12 protein-coding genes, 2 tRNA genes and 1 pseudogene are annotated in these 14,253 nt (G+C 69.6%); 6 read left to right on the top strand and 9 right to left on the bottom strand.

The window, feature by feature from the left end; all coding sequences use genetic code 11:
* Positions 1-233: 233 nt before the first annotated feature.
* The 4 genes from DFR69_RS21955 to DFR69_RS21940 form a co-directional block, all read right to left on the bottom strand.
* Positions 234-896, bottom strand: a complete 663-nt coding sequence (locus DFR69_RS21955; RefSeq protein WP_110039493.1) for an ATP-dependent Clp protease proteolytic subunit — start codon at positions 894-896, stop codon at positions 234-236.
* Positions 897-939: 43 nt separating this feature from the next.
* Positions 940-1,515, bottom strand: coding sequence for an ATP-dependent Clp protease proteolytic subunit (locus DFR69_RS21950; RefSeq protein WP_110039492.1), 576 nt, complete (start codon positions 1,513-1,515; stop codon positions 940-942).
* Positions 1,516-1,702: 187 nt separating this feature from the next.
* A complete protein-coding gene (gene tig, locus DFR69_RS21945) occupies positions 1,703-3,067 on the bottom strand; it encodes a trigger factor (protein ID WP_110039618.1) in 1,365 nt (454 codons plus the stop codon).
* Positions 3,068-3,205: 138 nt separating this feature from the next.
* Positions 3,206-3,763 (bottom strand): FKBP-type peptidyl-prolyl cis-trans isomerase, encoded by a 558-nt coding sequence (locus tag DFR69_RS21940; protein ID WP_110039491.1) that lies wholly within the window; start codon positions 3,761-3,763, stop codon positions 3,206-3,208.
* 161 nt (positions 3,764-3,924) lie between these two features.
* Here DFR69_RS21940 and DFR69_RS21935 point away from each other — a divergent pair, with 161 nt between their 5' ends.
* From DFR69_RS21935 to DFR69_RS21925, 3 genes and pseudogenes are all read left to right on the top strand, one after another.
* Positions 3,925-6,393: a phosphoketolase family protein gene (locus tag DFR69_RS21935; RefSeq protein WP_110039490.1), complete on the top strand. Its 2,469-nt coding sequence runs from the start codon at positions 3,925-3,927 to the stop codon at positions 6,391-6,393.
* 78 nt (positions 6,394-6,471) lie between these two features.
* A pseudogene (locus tag DFR69_RS21930) lies at positions 6,472-7,209 on the top strand (metallophosphoesterase); the annotation flags it as partial.
* 143 nt (positions 7,210-7,352) lie between these two features.
* Entirely contained in the window at positions 7,353-7,712 is a 360-nt protein-coding gene (locus DFR69_RS21925; protein ID WP_110039488.1) for a SpaA isopeptide-forming pilin-related protein, read from the top strand.
* A gap of 55 nt (positions 7,713-7,767) precedes the next feature.
* Here the strand turns inward: DFR69_RS21925 and DFR69_RS21920 are convergent.
* A tRNA-Pro gene (locus tag DFR69_RS21920) sits at positions 7,768-7,844 on the bottom strand.
* 42 nt (positions 7,845-7,886) lie between these two features.
* Positions 7,887-7,957: transfer RNA gene (locus DFR69_RS21915), tRNA-Gly, on the bottom strand.
* Positions 7,958-8,631: 674 nt separating this feature from the next.
* Between DFR69_RS21915 and DFR69_RS21910 the strand changes: the two genes are divergently transcribed.
* Positions 8,632-9,588: a GGDEF domain-containing protein gene (locus tag DFR69_RS21910; protein WP_110039617.1), complete on the top strand. Its 957-nt coding sequence runs from the start codon at positions 8,632-8,634 to the stop codon at positions 9,586-9,588.
* Between the two features lie 82 nt (positions 9,589-9,670).
* Here DFR69_RS21910 and DFR69_RS21905 read toward each other — a convergent pair whose 3' ends face one another.
* Together DFR69_RS21905 and DFR69_RS21900 are read right to left on the bottom strand one after the other, a co-directional pair.
* On the bottom strand, positions 9,671-10,474 hold the full coding sequence (locus DFR69_RS21905; protein WP_110039487.1) for an Fpg/Nei family DNA glycosylase: 804 nt from the start codon (positions 10,472-10,474) through the stop codon (positions 9,671-9,673).
* Between the two features lie 36 nt (positions 10,475-10,510).
* Positions 10,511-10,984 carry a ribose-5-phosphate isomerase gene (locus DFR69_RS21900; RefSeq protein ID WP_110039486.1) on the bottom strand — a complete coding sequence of 158 codons (474 nt, stop codon included), beginning with the start codon at positions 10,982-10,984 and terminating at the stop codon, positions 10,511-10,513.
* A 36-nt stretch (positions 10,985-11,020) separates the two neighbouring features.
* Between DFR69_RS21900 and DFR69_RS21895 the strand changes: the two genes are divergently transcribed.
* Positions 11,021-12,127 (top strand): M48 family metallopeptidase, encoded by a 1,107-nt coding sequence (locus tag DFR69_RS21895; protein WP_373867075.1) that lies wholly within the window; start codon positions 11,021-11,023, stop codon positions 12,125-12,127.
* Between the two features lie 43 nt (positions 12,128-12,170).
* Here the strand turns inward: DFR69_RS21895 and DFR69_RS21890 are convergent, their stop codons facing one another.
* Positions 12,171-12,821, bottom strand: coding sequence for a mycothiol-dependent nitroreductase Rv2466c family protein (locus DFR69_RS21890; RefSeq protein WP_279629852.1), 651 nt, complete (start codon positions 12,819-12,821; stop codon positions 12,171-12,173).
* Between the two features lie 144 nt (positions 12,822-12,965).
* On the opposite strand from DFR69_RS21890, the gene DFR69_RS21885 reads away from it, so the two are divergent.
* On the top strand, positions 12,966-14,186 hold the full coding sequence (locus DFR69_RS21885; RefSeq protein WP_110039485.1) for an NAD(P)/FAD-dependent oxidoreductase: 1,221 nt from the start codon (positions 12,966-12,968) through the stop codon (positions 14,184-14,186).
* Positions 14,187-14,253: the final 67 nt, after the last annotated feature.

The raw sequence follows: 14,253 nt of genomic DNA, 5'->3' as shown, positions 1-14,253 counted from the left end.
GTCCCTACTTCCTTGTCCGAGTGCGACCGTCGTCCCCGATTGGGCCGGAAAATACGTTTCGGTGCCGTCAATCAGAGCAATGGTCCCTGAGTCGACCGTACCTGCTGTGCGCGAGAGAGGTCGACAACTCGCGCATGTTTCTGTGAAGGGTTGTGCGGGTTCTCACCATTGTGAGGCCCACGGTGGAAAAAAGGTGGGCCCGCCGCCCAGATCAGGCGACGGGCCCGGGCGTGTCACTTCTGTCCGCTGAGCTTCCGGTAGTCGAAGACCTGGTCGACGATGCCGTAGTCCTTGGCCTCCTCGGCCGTGAGGATCTTGTCGCGGTCGGTGTCCTTGCGGATCTGCTCCTCGGTCTTGCCGGTGTGGCGCGAGAGGGTGACCTCCATCAGGCGGCGCATCCGCTCGATCTCGGCGGCCGCGATCTCGAGGTCGGACACCTGGCCCTGCACACCGCCGGAGGACGGCTGGTGGATCAGCACGCGGGCGTTGGGCAGCGCGGCGCGCTTACCCGGCGCGCCTGCGGCCAGCAGCACGGCCGCGGCCGAGGCGGCCTGGCCGAGGCAGACCGTCACCACGTCGGGGCGGACGTACTGCATGGTGTCGTAGATCGCCATCAGCGCGGTGAACGAGCCACCGGGCGAGTTGATGTACATGGTGATGTCGCGGTCGGGGTCCTGGGACTCCAGCACCAGCAGCTGCGCCATGATGTCGTTCGCCGAGACGTCGTCGACCTGGTTGCCCAGGAAGATGATCCGCTCCTCGAACAGCTTGTTGTACGGGTCCGAGGTCTTGACACCGAACGACGTCTGCTCGGTGAACTGCGGCAGGATGTAGCGCGACTGCGGATTCGCGGCGGCAGCGCCACCGAGGCCGCGCGGGTCGATCAGATTGGCCATCTTTGTCTCCAAGCTTGTCTCGAGTGGGTGGGGCGCGGTGGCGCTACTTCGCCTGGTTCGCGTGGGCGACCACGTGGTCGATGAAGCCGTACTCGAGGGCTTCCTTCGCCGTGAACCAGCGGTCGCGGTCCGCGTCCTCGGTGACCTGCTCGACGGACTTGCCGGTGTGCTGGGCCTGCAGCTCGTTGAGCTCACGCTTGGTGTGCGCGAACTGCTCGGCCATGATGGCGATGTCGGCCGCCGAACCACCGATGCCCGCCGACGGCTGGTGCATCATGATCCGGGTGTGCGGCAGCGCGAAGCGCTTGCCCGGGGTGCCCGCGGTGAGCAGGAACTGCCCCATCGAGGCGGCCAGCCCCATGGCGACGGTCTTGATGTCGCACTCGGCGAACTGCATCGTGTCGTAGATCGCCATGCCCGCGGTGACCGAGCCACCCGGGGAGTTGATGTAGAGCGAGATGTCCTTGGTGGGATCCTCGGCCGAGAGCAGCAGGATCTGCGCGCACAGCTTGTTGGCGATGTCATCGTCGACCTGGGTGCCGAGGAAGATGATGCGCTCGCGCAGCAGCCGCTCGTACACCGAATCACTGAGGTTGAGACCAGCAGTAGCGGCTGTCATGACCCCTGCCTGGTTGATTGTCACGGATACCTGCCTTCTCTTCTCACCGATTGCTTACGGCCTACGGTTCGTCGTCACAAACACTAACGAAGCAGGGCGGCACCGAACTCCCGGTACCGCCCTTCTTCGCTCACAGCGCAATCCAAGCACCCCCGTGGGGGAACCGGTCACACCGGCATCGCAGAACTTATTCGGCGGCGGCCTCGACCTGTTCGGTCTCGGCGGAATCCGCGGGGTCACCGAACATTTCGGTGGTGTCGACCACGTTGCCGTCGGAGTCGGTGACCTTCACCTGACCGACGACACCGGCCAGCGCCTTGCCGCGGCGGACGTCGGCGAACACCGCGCCGAGCTGACCGGCCTGCTGCACCTGCTGGATGAACTGCTCCGGCGACATGCCGTAGCGCTGGGCCTGGAACAGGATCCGCTCGGTCAGCTCCTGCTGGCCGACCTGGGTGCCCTCGGCCTCGGCGATGGCGTCGAGCAGCAGCTGGGTCTTCACCGACTTCTCGGCGGCTTCCTGGGTGTCCTTGTCGAACTCCTCGCGGGAGGAGCCCTGCGCCTCGAGCGCCTCGGCCAGCTTGGCCTCGTCGTGGTCGAAGCCGTGGACGGCGTCGTGCAGCACCGCGTCGACCTCGGCCTTGACGACGGCCTCGGGCAGCGGGACCTCGACGGTCTCGAGCAGGGTGTCGAGCACCTTGTCGCGGATCTGACCGGCCTGCTCGACCTTCTTGGAACGCTCGACGCGGCCCTTCAGGTCTTCCTTCAGCTCGTCGATGGTGTCGAATTCACTGGCCAGCTGGGCGAACTCGTCGTCGGCCTCAGGCAGCTCGCGCTCCTTCACCGACTGCACGGTGACGGTGATGACGGCTTCCTTGCCCGCGTGCTCGCCCGCCACCAGGGTGGAGGTGAACTCGGCGGACTCGCCCGCCTTCAGGCCGGTGACGGCCTCGTCGAGGCCCTCGATCAGCTGACCCGAACCGACCTCGTGCGACAGGCCGGTGGTGGCCGCCTCGGGGACGTCCTCGCCGTCGACGGTGGCCGAGAGGTCGATCGAGACGAAGTCGCCGTCCTGCACGGCGCGCTCGACGCCGGTCAGGGTGCCGAAGCGCTGACGCAGCGAGGTGAGCTGCTGCTCGATGTCGGCGTCCTCGATGGTGAAGGAGTCGACGGTGACCTCGAGGCCCGAGTAGTCCGGCAGGGCGATCTCGGGGCGCACGTCGACCTCGGCGGTGAACGCCAGCTCGTCGCCGTCCTCGATCTTGGTGATCTCGATCTCGGGCTGGCCGATGACCTTCACCTCGGTGGCCTGCACGGCCTCGGCGTAGCGGGCGGGCAGCGCGTCGTTGACGACCTGCTCCAGCACGGCGCCGCGGCCGACGCGGGTCTCGATCAGCTTGGCCGGGGCCTTGCCGGGACGGAAGCCGGGGATGCGGACCTGCTGGGCCAGCGCCTTGTACGCCTTGTCGAAGTCGGGCTTCAGCTCCTCGAAGGGCACCTCGACGTTGATCCGGACCCGGGTCGGGCTCAGCTGCTCGACGGTGCTCTTCACGGACATGCTCCTTGGTTCGTAGTTCAGTGGTGTCCCCGCATGGGGCGACGCGCCCTTGGTCGGTGCGGCGCACGCATCCCGACCAGGGTAGTTGACCGGCCTCGCGGTCGTGCAATCGGCGGTTGTCCAGCCGGCGAACTAGCCGCCGACCTGCACCGCGTCGGTGACGAAGACCAGCGTCTCGTTCGGCGCGACGCCGTTGCCGCCCGAGCCGTAACCGAGCTCCGGCGGCACGATGAGCAGGCGCCGGGCGCCCTGCTGGACCCCGAGCAGGCCCTGGTCCCAGCCCTCGATGACCTGGCCGGCGCCGAGGGTCAGGCCGAACGGCTTGCCGCGCTTGAAGGAGCTGTCCAGGGTCTGCTTGTCCGACCAGGTCACCAGCGCGTAGTTCATGGTCAGAGGCTGCCCGGCCGCCGCCCCGGGGCCGGTGCCGGGCACCAGGTCCTTGACGACGAGGGTCTTGGGCGGGTCGCACGAATCGGGGATGGTGATCTCCGGCGCGTCGCCGAAGCCGCCCTCGACCTTGATGTCGTCCGCGGTGCACTCGCGGCCCTTGCTCGCCGTCGGCCCGCCCGCGGCGGCACTGGTGGTCGCCGACGAGGTGCTCGCCGATTCGGTGTCCGAGCCGCAGGCCGCTGTCGCGATCGCGGCGGCCGCGACGAGTCCGATGCCGAAAATCCTGCCGAGAGAATGCATGGCCCGCACAGTAATCGACCGCGCGCACGGCGCGGAGTACCGGCACGGCGGTAGGCTCGGCGGTGCGTTTCCGCACCGGTGGCTCCGGATGTCGAACGGCGCCACGGGCACTTCCGGCGGCGCCCGGCGCCGCAGCGCACCGACTGCGAGGAGAGTCCGCGATGACCAGCGATCTCGAACGCGACACCGCCGCCGACACGGTGGGCGGCGGTGAGGGCGAGACCGTCGCGCCCGAGCCGTATGTGCTCACCGAGGCGCCCGGCCCACTGACCCGCCCCGAGCTGGTGGCGGTGGACACCTGGTGGCGGGCGGCGAACTATCTGGCGGTCGGCCAGATCTACCTGCTGCGCAATCCGCTGCTGCGCGAACCGCTGCGCGCGGAGGACGTCAAACCGCGGCTGCTCGGGCACTTCGGCACCGTGCCCGGCCTGAATCTGGTGTGGGCGCACGCGAATCGGGTGATCCGGGACCGCGGCCTGCACGCGGTGTTCGTGGCGGGCCCCGGCCACGGCGGACCCGGCCCGAACGCCTGCGCGTGGCTGGAGGGCGCCTACGCCGAGCTCTACCGCGACATCCCGCGCGACGAGGCGGGCATGCGCAGGCTGTTCCACCAGTTCTCCTTCCCCGGTGGCGTGCCAAGCCACTGCGCGCCCGAGACCCCCGGTTCCTTCCACGAGGGCGGCGAACTGGGCTACAGCCTGCTGCACGCCTACGGCGCCGCGCTCGACAATCCCGACCTGACGGTGTTCTGCGTGATCGGCGACGGCGAGGCCGAGACCGGGCCGCTGGCGGGCAGCTGGCACGCGAACAAGTTCCTCAACGCGGGCCGCGACGGCGCCGTGGTGCCGATCCTGGCGCTCAACGAGTACAAGATCGCCAATCCGACCATCTTCGCCCGCATCCCCGAGGCCGAGCTCGTCGAGCTGCTGCGCGGTTACGGCTACCAGCCGATCGTCGTCTCCGGGTCCGATCCGGCGCAGGTGCACCAGGACATGGCCGCGGCGATGGACAGCTGCCTGGCGCAGATCGCCCGGTTCCAGCGCGCCGCCAGGGAAGACGGCGACACCTCCCGCCCCCGCTGGCCGATGATCGTCCTGCACACGCCCAAGGGCTGGACCTGTCCCCCGGTGGTGGACGGCGAGCGCGTCGAGGGCACCTTCCGCGCGCACCAGGTGCCGCTGCCTGCGGCCCGCACGAACCCCGAACACCGGCGCGTGCTGGAACAGTGGCTGCGCTCGTATCGGCCCGAGGAACTGTTCGACGAGACCGGAGCGCCGGTGCCCGAGCTGCTGGCCCAGATTCCCGAGCGGCCGATGAGCCTCGATCCGGTGGCCAACGGCGGCCTGCTCGTCCGCGATCTCGACCTGCCCGACTGGCGCGAATACGGCGTCGAGGTCGAGCGGCCCGGCGCGGGGACGCACGAGGCGACCAGGGTGCTCGGCGGCTGGTTGCGTGACGTCACCGCGCGCAACCCCGGCAACTTCCTCACCTTCGCGCCCGACGAGCTGGTCAGCAATCGCCTGCAGGACATCCTCGAGGTGACCGGCCGCGACTGGCAGGCCGAGGTCGGGCGCTGGGACGTCGCCCTGTCGACGAGCGGGCGCGCGGTGGAGGTGCTCTCCGAGCACATGTGCCAGGGCCTGCTCGAGGGCTATCTGCTGACCGGCCGCCACGGCGTGTTCACCTGCTACGAGGCGTTCATCCACATCGTCGACGCCATGTTCAACCAGCACGCCAAGTGGCTCGACGCCAGCCTGGCGGTGCCGTGGCGGCGCCGGATCCCCAGCCTGAACTACCTGCTCACCTCGCACGTGTGGCGCCAGGACCACAACGGGTTCACCCATCAGGACCCGGGTTTCCTCGACGTGGTGACGAACAAGAGTCCCGAGATCGTGCGCGTGTACCTGCCGCCGGACGCGAACACCCTGCTGTCCACCTATGACCACTGCCTGCGCTCGCTGCACTACGCGAACGTGGTCGTGGCGGGCAAACAGCCGGGGCCCGACTGGCTTTCGGTGCCCGAGGCCGCGCTGCACTGCGCGCGCGGCGTCGGGATCTGGGAGTGGGCCTGCCACAACGACGATCTCGGCAGCACGCCCGATGTGGTGCTGGCCTGCGCGGGCGACATCCCGACCCTGGAGACGCTCGCCGCCGCGGCGATCCTGCGCGATCGGCTGCCCGAGCTGCGGGTCCGGGTGATCAATGTGGTGGACCTGATGCGTCTGCTGCCCGCGGAGGAGCATCCGCACGGGCTGTCCGACGCCCATTTCGACACCCTGTTCACCACCGACGCCCCGGTGATCTTCGCCTTCCACGGCTATCCGTGGCTGGTCCACCGGCTCACCTACCGGCGCGCCAATCACGCCAACCTGCACGTGCGCGGATACAAGGAGAAGGGCACGACCACCACCCCGTTCGACATGGTCATGCTCAACGACCTGGACCGCTTCCACCTGGTGCTCGACGTGATCGATCGGGTGCCCGGCCTAGGCGCGCGGGCGGCAGGGCTGCGCCAGGAGATGGTCGACGCGCGGCTGACGGCGCGGCGCTGGACCAGGGAGCACGGCGAGGACATCCCCGTCGTCGCGGACTGGGTCTGGCCCGAGGCCGCGATCCCCACGGTGCCGTAACGCGGTTGCGGCGCGGGGCGCGCCTGCACGACGATGGACCCGATGACCGAGCCCCGCCCCCTCGACGCGCTCCCCCGGGATCGCCGTGACCTCACCGGACCGTTCGACGTCATCGGCGATGTGCACGGCTGCGCCGGCGAGTTGACGACCCTGCTCGGCGAACTCGGCTATCACCTCGACCGGGACGCGCACGGCCGCGCCGTCGGCGCCACCCATCCGGCGGGCAGGACCGCGGTGTTCGTCGGCGATCTGGTCGACCGTGGGCCCGATACGCCGGGCGTGCTGCGCCTGGTGATGGGCATGGTCGCCGCGCGAACCGCCCTGTGCGTCACCGGGAATCACGACTACAAGCTGGTGCGCGCCCTCGACGGCCGGAATGTGCGGATCGCGCACGGCCTGGAGCGCTCGCTGGCCCAGCTGGCCGAGGAGGACGCCGAATTCCGCGGCGCCGTCCGCGCTTTCCTGCACACGCTGCCGAGTCACTACCTGCTCGACGGGGGCAGGCTGGTGGTCGCGCACGCGGGCCTGCCGGAAAGCCTGCACGGCAGCGCCTCCGGACGAGCCCGTTCGTTCGCCCTCTACGGCTCACCCACCGGGGACTACGACGAGCACGGCTTCCCCATCCGCTACGACTGGGCCAGGGACTACCGCGGCGCCGCGACCGTCGCGTACGGGCACACGCCGGTCACCGAGCTGGCGTGGGTCAACAACACGCTGTGCCTGGACACCGGCGCGGTGTTCGGCGGCGCGCTCTCGGCGCTGCGCTATCCGGAGATGAGCACGCTGTCGGTCCCCGCCGAACAGGTCTGGAGTGAGCGCGCCGGCATCACCCCGACCGGCTGACCGCCCAGGATCGTCGCCGAATCGTCAACTCGACACTCCGCGCCCACCGGCCGCGCCTGCCCGAACGGGCTTACCATCGGCACCGGACGACCCGACTCGCCGCTGAGGAGAGGTTCATGCGCCGTACCTTGCTCGCACTGTCCGTGCTCTGCCCCCTGGTCGGCGCCGCAGCGGCGGCGGCGGAGCCGGTACCACCCGGCGCCGGAACCCTGTCCATCCACACCTTCACCGGCCGCGAGCCGATTCCGGTCAACCGGGCCGATGTCGCGGTCACTCCGTGCGGCGCGAAGCAGGTGATCGCCACCGTGGTCAGCGGCGCCGACGGCCGCGCCACCACGACACTGCCCGCGGGCTGCTACGAGGCTGTGGTCGCCAAGGTGCCCGGCGGCTGTGCCCTGGCGGACGAGGCGCCGGTGCGCGTGACGGTGACGGTGGGCAAGGACGCCGAGGCCGGATTCCGTTTCCGCTGCGCCTGATTCACCGGAACCGACAGGCGCCGCCCGGCCCGCTGCGCGGGCGAACGAGTGGTGATGGTCGGGGTGACAGGATTTGAACCTGCGACCCTCCGCTCCCAAAGCGGATGCGCTACCAAGCTGCGCTACACCCCGAGGCCTCGCAGGCTGCGACGCCGTCGAGGGAATTCGTGTTTGAGCGGGTGACGGGAATCGAACCCGCACCATCAGCTTGGAAGGCTGAGGTTCTACCATTGAACTACACCCGCAGGCATACGACATCGATGGGATCGCCACGATGTCGTGTGCGCCACGACTGTACCGAATCCCGCGCGCGAAACGCCAATCCGCCCCCTGGGCGAGCCGGGCGACGCGCCTCCTCCCGCGGTGACGACACCCCCGCGGCGATGCCCGATTAGGGCCTAATGACTCTATCCGCCGAATCCCGCGGACGGACACGATGGTGGGCACGCGTCTCGGGGGAACCAGCGCTCGCTTCACCGGGGGAATAAATAGGAGTTTTTTCCTTGAAAACCTGCCGTGGGGGCGGCGCGTAGGCCACCATGAGATGGCGCGTGACGGACCGAGCGCCATCGTCACGATCAGCCCCCGTGCCAGGAGGAAACCGCATGGCGAACCAACGCCCCCCACCGCGAGACGGGCAACACGCTGCACGTTTCGGTGCTCCCAAAGTTTTTTCGGGAAATGTGTAACGCCGGAGCTTCTGCAGCGATGTCATACCCGATCGCCATTCGCGAGAGGCCTGCAACGCGTTCTATATCGCGACTTTTAGGTCTCGGGTGGCTTGCTAGGATCCTTTTTGCCGGACGGGGGTATCTGGAAAGGGGGCGGTGAGCGTGTGCCGAACTCGGTGGACTCAACCGCGTAGCAGTGCGAACGATCGAGGTGGCAAGACCGTCGCCACCTTCCGCCGGTGATCTCGATGACTGTCCACATCGAGCCACCGGTCGCCGCGATGGCCCGCGCCTGGGCTCGCGCGGTATGCGCCGAACCGGGTTCCTCCACGGCGCCGCACCAGCTGGAGCCGGTGCTCGTCGAGATCGTCGAGCGGCTGCTCCACCTGGCCAGGACCGAACCGTTCCCGGTGCCGCAGGCGCGCATGCTCGGCGCGCGACTGGCCGAGGCGCCCTTCGAACGAACCAGGATGCTGGCGCACGCCACCCGCTGGCTGCTCGGCTTCCCCTCCGGCGTGCCGGGTTCGCTGGTCGCGACCCGCTGGCCACTGGTGGCCAGCCAGGCCATCGACAGCTACGCGCAAGCGCTGCAGGAACGCGCGCTCGCGCAACAGGAACAGAACATCTCGGCGAAAGTGTCGCTGCGCGTGCAGGAGATCGCCGCGCTGCAGCACCGCTTGCGCCACGAGGCGACCCACGACGCGCTCACCGATCTGGCCAACCGCACGCTGCTGCAGGAACGAGTCAGGGCCTTCGCGGCCGACCCGACCCGCGGCGTCGGCGTCCTGGTGGTCGACCTGGATCGGTTCAAGCAGATCAACGACGGCTACGGACACGCGATCGGCGACGAGGTCCTGGTCGAGCTGGCCAACCGGCTGCGCGAGGTGTGCCCGCCCGACACGGTGATCTGCCGGTACGGCGGCGACGAGTTCGTGGTCGCGGCCAATCCGCGCCGCGACACCCTCGGCGAGCTGGCCCACCGCGTGGTCGCGGCCCTGCGCGACCCGGTGTGGTCGAGCGCGGGGCCGGTCCCGGTGTCGGCCAGCGTGGGCACGGCGTTCTGCGCGCCGGGAAAGACGTGCGATTTCACCGACCTGCTGCGTCGCGCCGACCGCGCGATGTATTCGGCGAAATCCGCGGGCGGGCGGCGTTTCGCGCTCGCCGAATCGGGCGACCCGGAACTGGGAACCGCGGTCGCGGGCTGAGTCGGATCGCGAAGCCTGCACTTCGCGGTCCGGCTCAGTCCTCTTCGGTACGCGACCTCCCCGGCGGCACCGGGTCCGCCGGTCAGTGCGACTGACAGGTGGGGCACCAGAACAGGTTTCGGGCGTCCATGACCTTGTGCGCGACGGGGGTGGCGCACACGCGACATGGTTCGCCCTGGCGGCGGTAGACGTAGGTGCGGGGGCGGTCCTTGGCGTAGGACGGCGCGCCGCTGTCGTGTTCGGGGCGCACGACGTGCATGCGGCCGGTGCGCACACCGATCGGCATGAGGTCGACGAGATCGGCCCACAGGGCGTCCCATTCGGCGGCGGTGATCGCGGTCCCCGGCCGGAACGGGGAGATCCCGTGGCGGAACAGCACTTCCGCGCGGTACACGTTGCCGACGCCGGCGATGATCGCCTGATCCATCAACAATGCGCCGATCGCCCTGCGGGAGCGACGGATTCGCGCGCCTGCCCGGTCGTGGTCGGCGTCGGGGCGCAGCGGGTCGGCGCCCAGGCGCGCGATCAACGCGTCGACCTCGGGCGGGTGCAGGATCTCGCAGGCGGTGGGCCCGCGCAGGTCGGTCCCGAAATCGGTGGCGGCGCCGATCATCCGCATCCGCACCTGCCCGACGGGCGGGCCCATCGGCAGCTCGGCCTCGCTGAACGTGCCGTACAACCCGAGATGCACGTGCACGCTCAGGCCGGACTCGTAGTGGTGCAGCAGATGTTTGCCGACCGCCTCGGCCCGCTCCAGCACCTGCCCGTCCACCAGCGCGGCGCCCTCGGCGAACCGCCCCTGCGGACTCGAAACCCGTACAGCACCACCGGCGAACCGTTCGTGGTGCAGGCGGGCGATCCGATGAAGGGTGTGTCCCTCAGGCAAGGAACACACCCTTCCCGACACTCATGGGGTGCTGACTCAGTACGCGGGGACCTCGGGGGCCTCGCCGGACTTCTCGTAGTCGGCGAGGATGTCGATGCGGCGCTGGTGGCGCGGCTCCTCCGACCACGGCTGGGCGAGGAAGGCGTCGACGATGGCGAGCGCCTCGGCGGTGGTGTGCATGCGGCCGCCGATGCCGATCAGCTGGGCGTTGTTGTGCTCGCGGGCCAGCTTGGCGGTCTCCACGCTCCAGGCCAGGGCGCAACGGGCGCCGGGGACCTTGTTGGCGGCGATCTGCTCGCCGTTGCCGCTGCCACCGAAGACCAGGCCGAGCGAGCCCGGATCGGCCACGGTGCGGCGGGCCGCCTCGATGCAGAACGCGGGGTAGTCGTCGAGGGCGTCGTATTCGAGAGCTCCGCAGTCGACGACGTCGTGTCCGGCCTCCTGCAGATGGGCCTTGACGTGATTCTTCAGTTCGAAACCGGCATGGTCGGCACCCAGGTAAACGCGCATGGCTGCGATTGTGTCAGGCGCCTTTAGAGTCGTTTCATGCACCCGCACGAACCGCATTCCCCGCATTCGGCAGGTCCACCGCCGCAGCCTTCGGGCCGGCCCACCGATGCCCCGCAGTACCCCGTCACCTATCCCCCGGCCCCGTACGGCGGCTACGCGCCGGGCCACTACCCGCCCGGCGGCCCGCCGATGCCACCGCGGCAGGCGCCGCGCGGGCTCTCGCCCTACGGCATGCCCGCGCGGCATCCGTGGGAGATCCCGTTGCTGGTGGTGGTCATCATGCTGACCGGGGTCGCGTATCTGCTGGTGCTGCTCATCCTGCTGGCCGAGTTCGTCGCACCGCCCACCGTCGACGAGAACGGCAAGCCGGAGGACACCGGTTCGATCCTGACGAGCCCGTATGTCCTGCTGTTGTTGTTCGCGCCGGTGCTGCTGTGGGCCGGGCGAGGCATGAACTACGCGCGGATGCGGATCAACGGCGTGAAGATGTCGCCGACGCAGTTCCCCGAGGGGTATCGGCTGGTGCAGGAGGCGGCGGCGCGGTTCGGGATGGCCAAGGCGCCCGACGCGTACGTGGTGCTCGGCAACGGCCAGATCAACGCGTTCGCCTCCGGTCACGGGTTCCGCCGGTTCGTGGTGGTCTACAGCGACCTGTTCGAAGTCGGCGGCACCGCACGCGAACCCGACGCGCTGGCGTTCATCATCGGCCACGAGGTCGGTCACATCGCGGCCGGACACGTCTCGTACTGGCGACAGCTCGGCATGTTCGTGGCGCCATGGCTGCCGCTGCTCGGATCATCGCTGATCAGGGCGCAGGAGTACACCGCCGACAATCACGGCTACTGCCATCGGCATCAGGGCGCGCCGGGCGCGATGGCGACCCTGGCGGCGGGCAAGTACCTCAACACCGAGGTCGGCTTCGACGAGATGGCCGACCGCGCCGCGACCGAACGCGGCGGCTTCGTCATGCTGGTCAACGCGATGTCGAGCCACCCGGTGCTGACCTGGCGGATGTGGGCGCTGCGCGACCGCAGCAGGCCGGGCCCGATGTTCTGGCGCCCGAGCGCTCCGCAGGGAATGATCCCGCCGCCGGGCGGCTATCCGGTCCAGACCGGTCCCCCGGCGCTGCCACCCAAGGTGTGAGCGCCGCGGGTTCCGTCTGGGCGGAACCCGCGGGCCCGGTGGGTCAGTCGAACTCGGGATCTTCGGTGCGGGTGCGCTTGAGCTCGAAGAAGTGCGGGTAGGAAGCGAGCGCGACCACGCCGTCGAAGACCCGGCCGGCGTCCTCGCCGCGCGGGATGCGCGAGAGCACGGGACCGAAGAACGCGACACCGTTGACGTGGATCGTCGGCGTGCCGACGTCGGGACCGACCTTGTCCATCCCCGCGTGGTGGCTCTTGCGCAGCGCGGCATCGAATTCGGGATCGGCCGCGGCCGCCGCGAGCTCGGCGGGCAGATCCAGTTCGGCCAGGGCGTCGTCGATGATCGCGGCGAAGGTCGCCTCGGCGCTGTCGCGCTCGTACTCGGCCCTGCGGTTGTGGAAGCGGGTGCCCAGCGCGGTGTAGAGCGCGGGCAGGATCTCGTCGCCGTACTTCTCGGCGGCCGCGATGGCGACCCGCACCGGTCCCCAGCCCACCGACATCAGCTCGCGGTACTGCTCGGGCAGGTCACGGCCCTCGTTGAGCACCGACAGGCTCATCACGTGGAAATTCGTCTCGATGTCGCGCACCTGCTCGACCTCGAGGATCCAGCGCGAGGTGATCCAGCACCACGGGCACAGCGGATCGAACCAGAAATCGACGACGTCCTTCTTCGTGGCTTGATCGCTCACGAGCATGTTCCTCTCGGGTCACAGTGGGCAGGCCGCGATGCCCCGCCGGTTGATGCAACCGCGGCACGCGCGGAATCGTTCCCGCGCGGCGCCGGGCGCACTAGGCTCGACGACGAGGAGTCCCGGTCGCCCGCGAGAAGGAGTCCGTTCATGAGCTCGAATCAGCATTTCGTCGTCATCGGCGGCGGGCTCGGTGCCGCCAAGCTCGCCGAAGCCTTGCGCGCCAACGACTTCGACGGCCTGGTGACGGTGCTGGCCGCCGAGGAGGAGCTGCCCTACGAGCGGCCCCCGCTGTCCAAACAGCATCTGGCGGGCACGCAGCAGCTGCCCGATTTCACCGTCGACCAGGGATCCTGGTACCGCGATCACCACATCGACCTCCAGTTGGGCACCACCGCGACGGCCTTCGATCCGCGTGCCCACACCGTGACGCTGCCCGACGGTTCCACCCTGGGCTACGACAAGCTCGCCCTGGCCACGGGTTCGCGCCCCCGCACGCTGCCCGTCCCCGGCGCCGACGCGCCGAACGTGTACACGCTGCGCACCATCGGCGATTCCGATGTCCTGGCCGAGGTGCTGCGCGAGGACCGGCAGCTGGTGATCATCGGCGCCGGCTGGATCGGGCTCGAGGTCGCCGCGCAGGCGCGGGCCAGGAACGTCGAGGTCACCGTGTTGGAGGCCGCGGAACTTCCCCTGGTCGGTGTGCTCGGCCCGGAGATGGGCGCCTTCTACGCCGACGTGCACCGCGCGCACGGGGTGGACCTGCGCACCGGCACGAAGGTCGACGCGATCCGCACCGACGACGGCGTCGCGACCGGCGTGCAACTCGGCGACGGCACCGTGATCCCCGCGCAGGCGGTGCTGGTCGCGGTCGGCGCCCAGCCCAACATCGAGGGCGCGGTGGCCGCCGGGCTGGCGGTGGACGGCGGCGTCCTGGTCGACGAGGCACTGCGCACCAGCGACCCCGACGTGGTCGCGGTCGGTGACATCGCCGAGCAGCAGCACCCCGTGCTGGGTCGCCGCGTGCGCGTCGAACACTGGGCGACCGCGCTCAACCAGCCCGCGGTGGCCGCCCTGACCATGCTCGGCAAGCCCGCCACCTATGACCGGCTGCCGTACTTCTTCAGCGACCAGTACGACATCGGAATGGAGTACACCGGCTACGTCGGCCGCGGCGACGACGTGCGCGTGGTCGTGCGCGGTGACCTGAGCGAACGCGAGTTCGTGGCGTTCTGGCTCGACGCGGACAACCGGGTGCGGGCGGGCATGAACGTCAACGTCTGGGACGTGACCGACCGGATCAAGCAGCTGATCCTGTCCGGCGAGCAAGTCGACCCGGACCGCCTGGCCGACCCCGACACTCCACTGTGATCCAGTTCACTTCCCGGATGTGTCGAAGCGGCCGTGGTGGCTCCGACCTGTCAGCGAGCGCGCCGCC

This window comes from Nocardia neocaledoniensis (assembly GCF_003182135.1).
In the GTDB taxonomy this organism is placed as follows: Bacteria; Actinomycetota; Actinomycetes; order Mycobacteriales; family Mycobacteriaceae; genus Nocardia; species Nocardia neocaledoniensis.
This window is presented reverse-complemented; position numbering and strand designations above follow the sequence as displayed.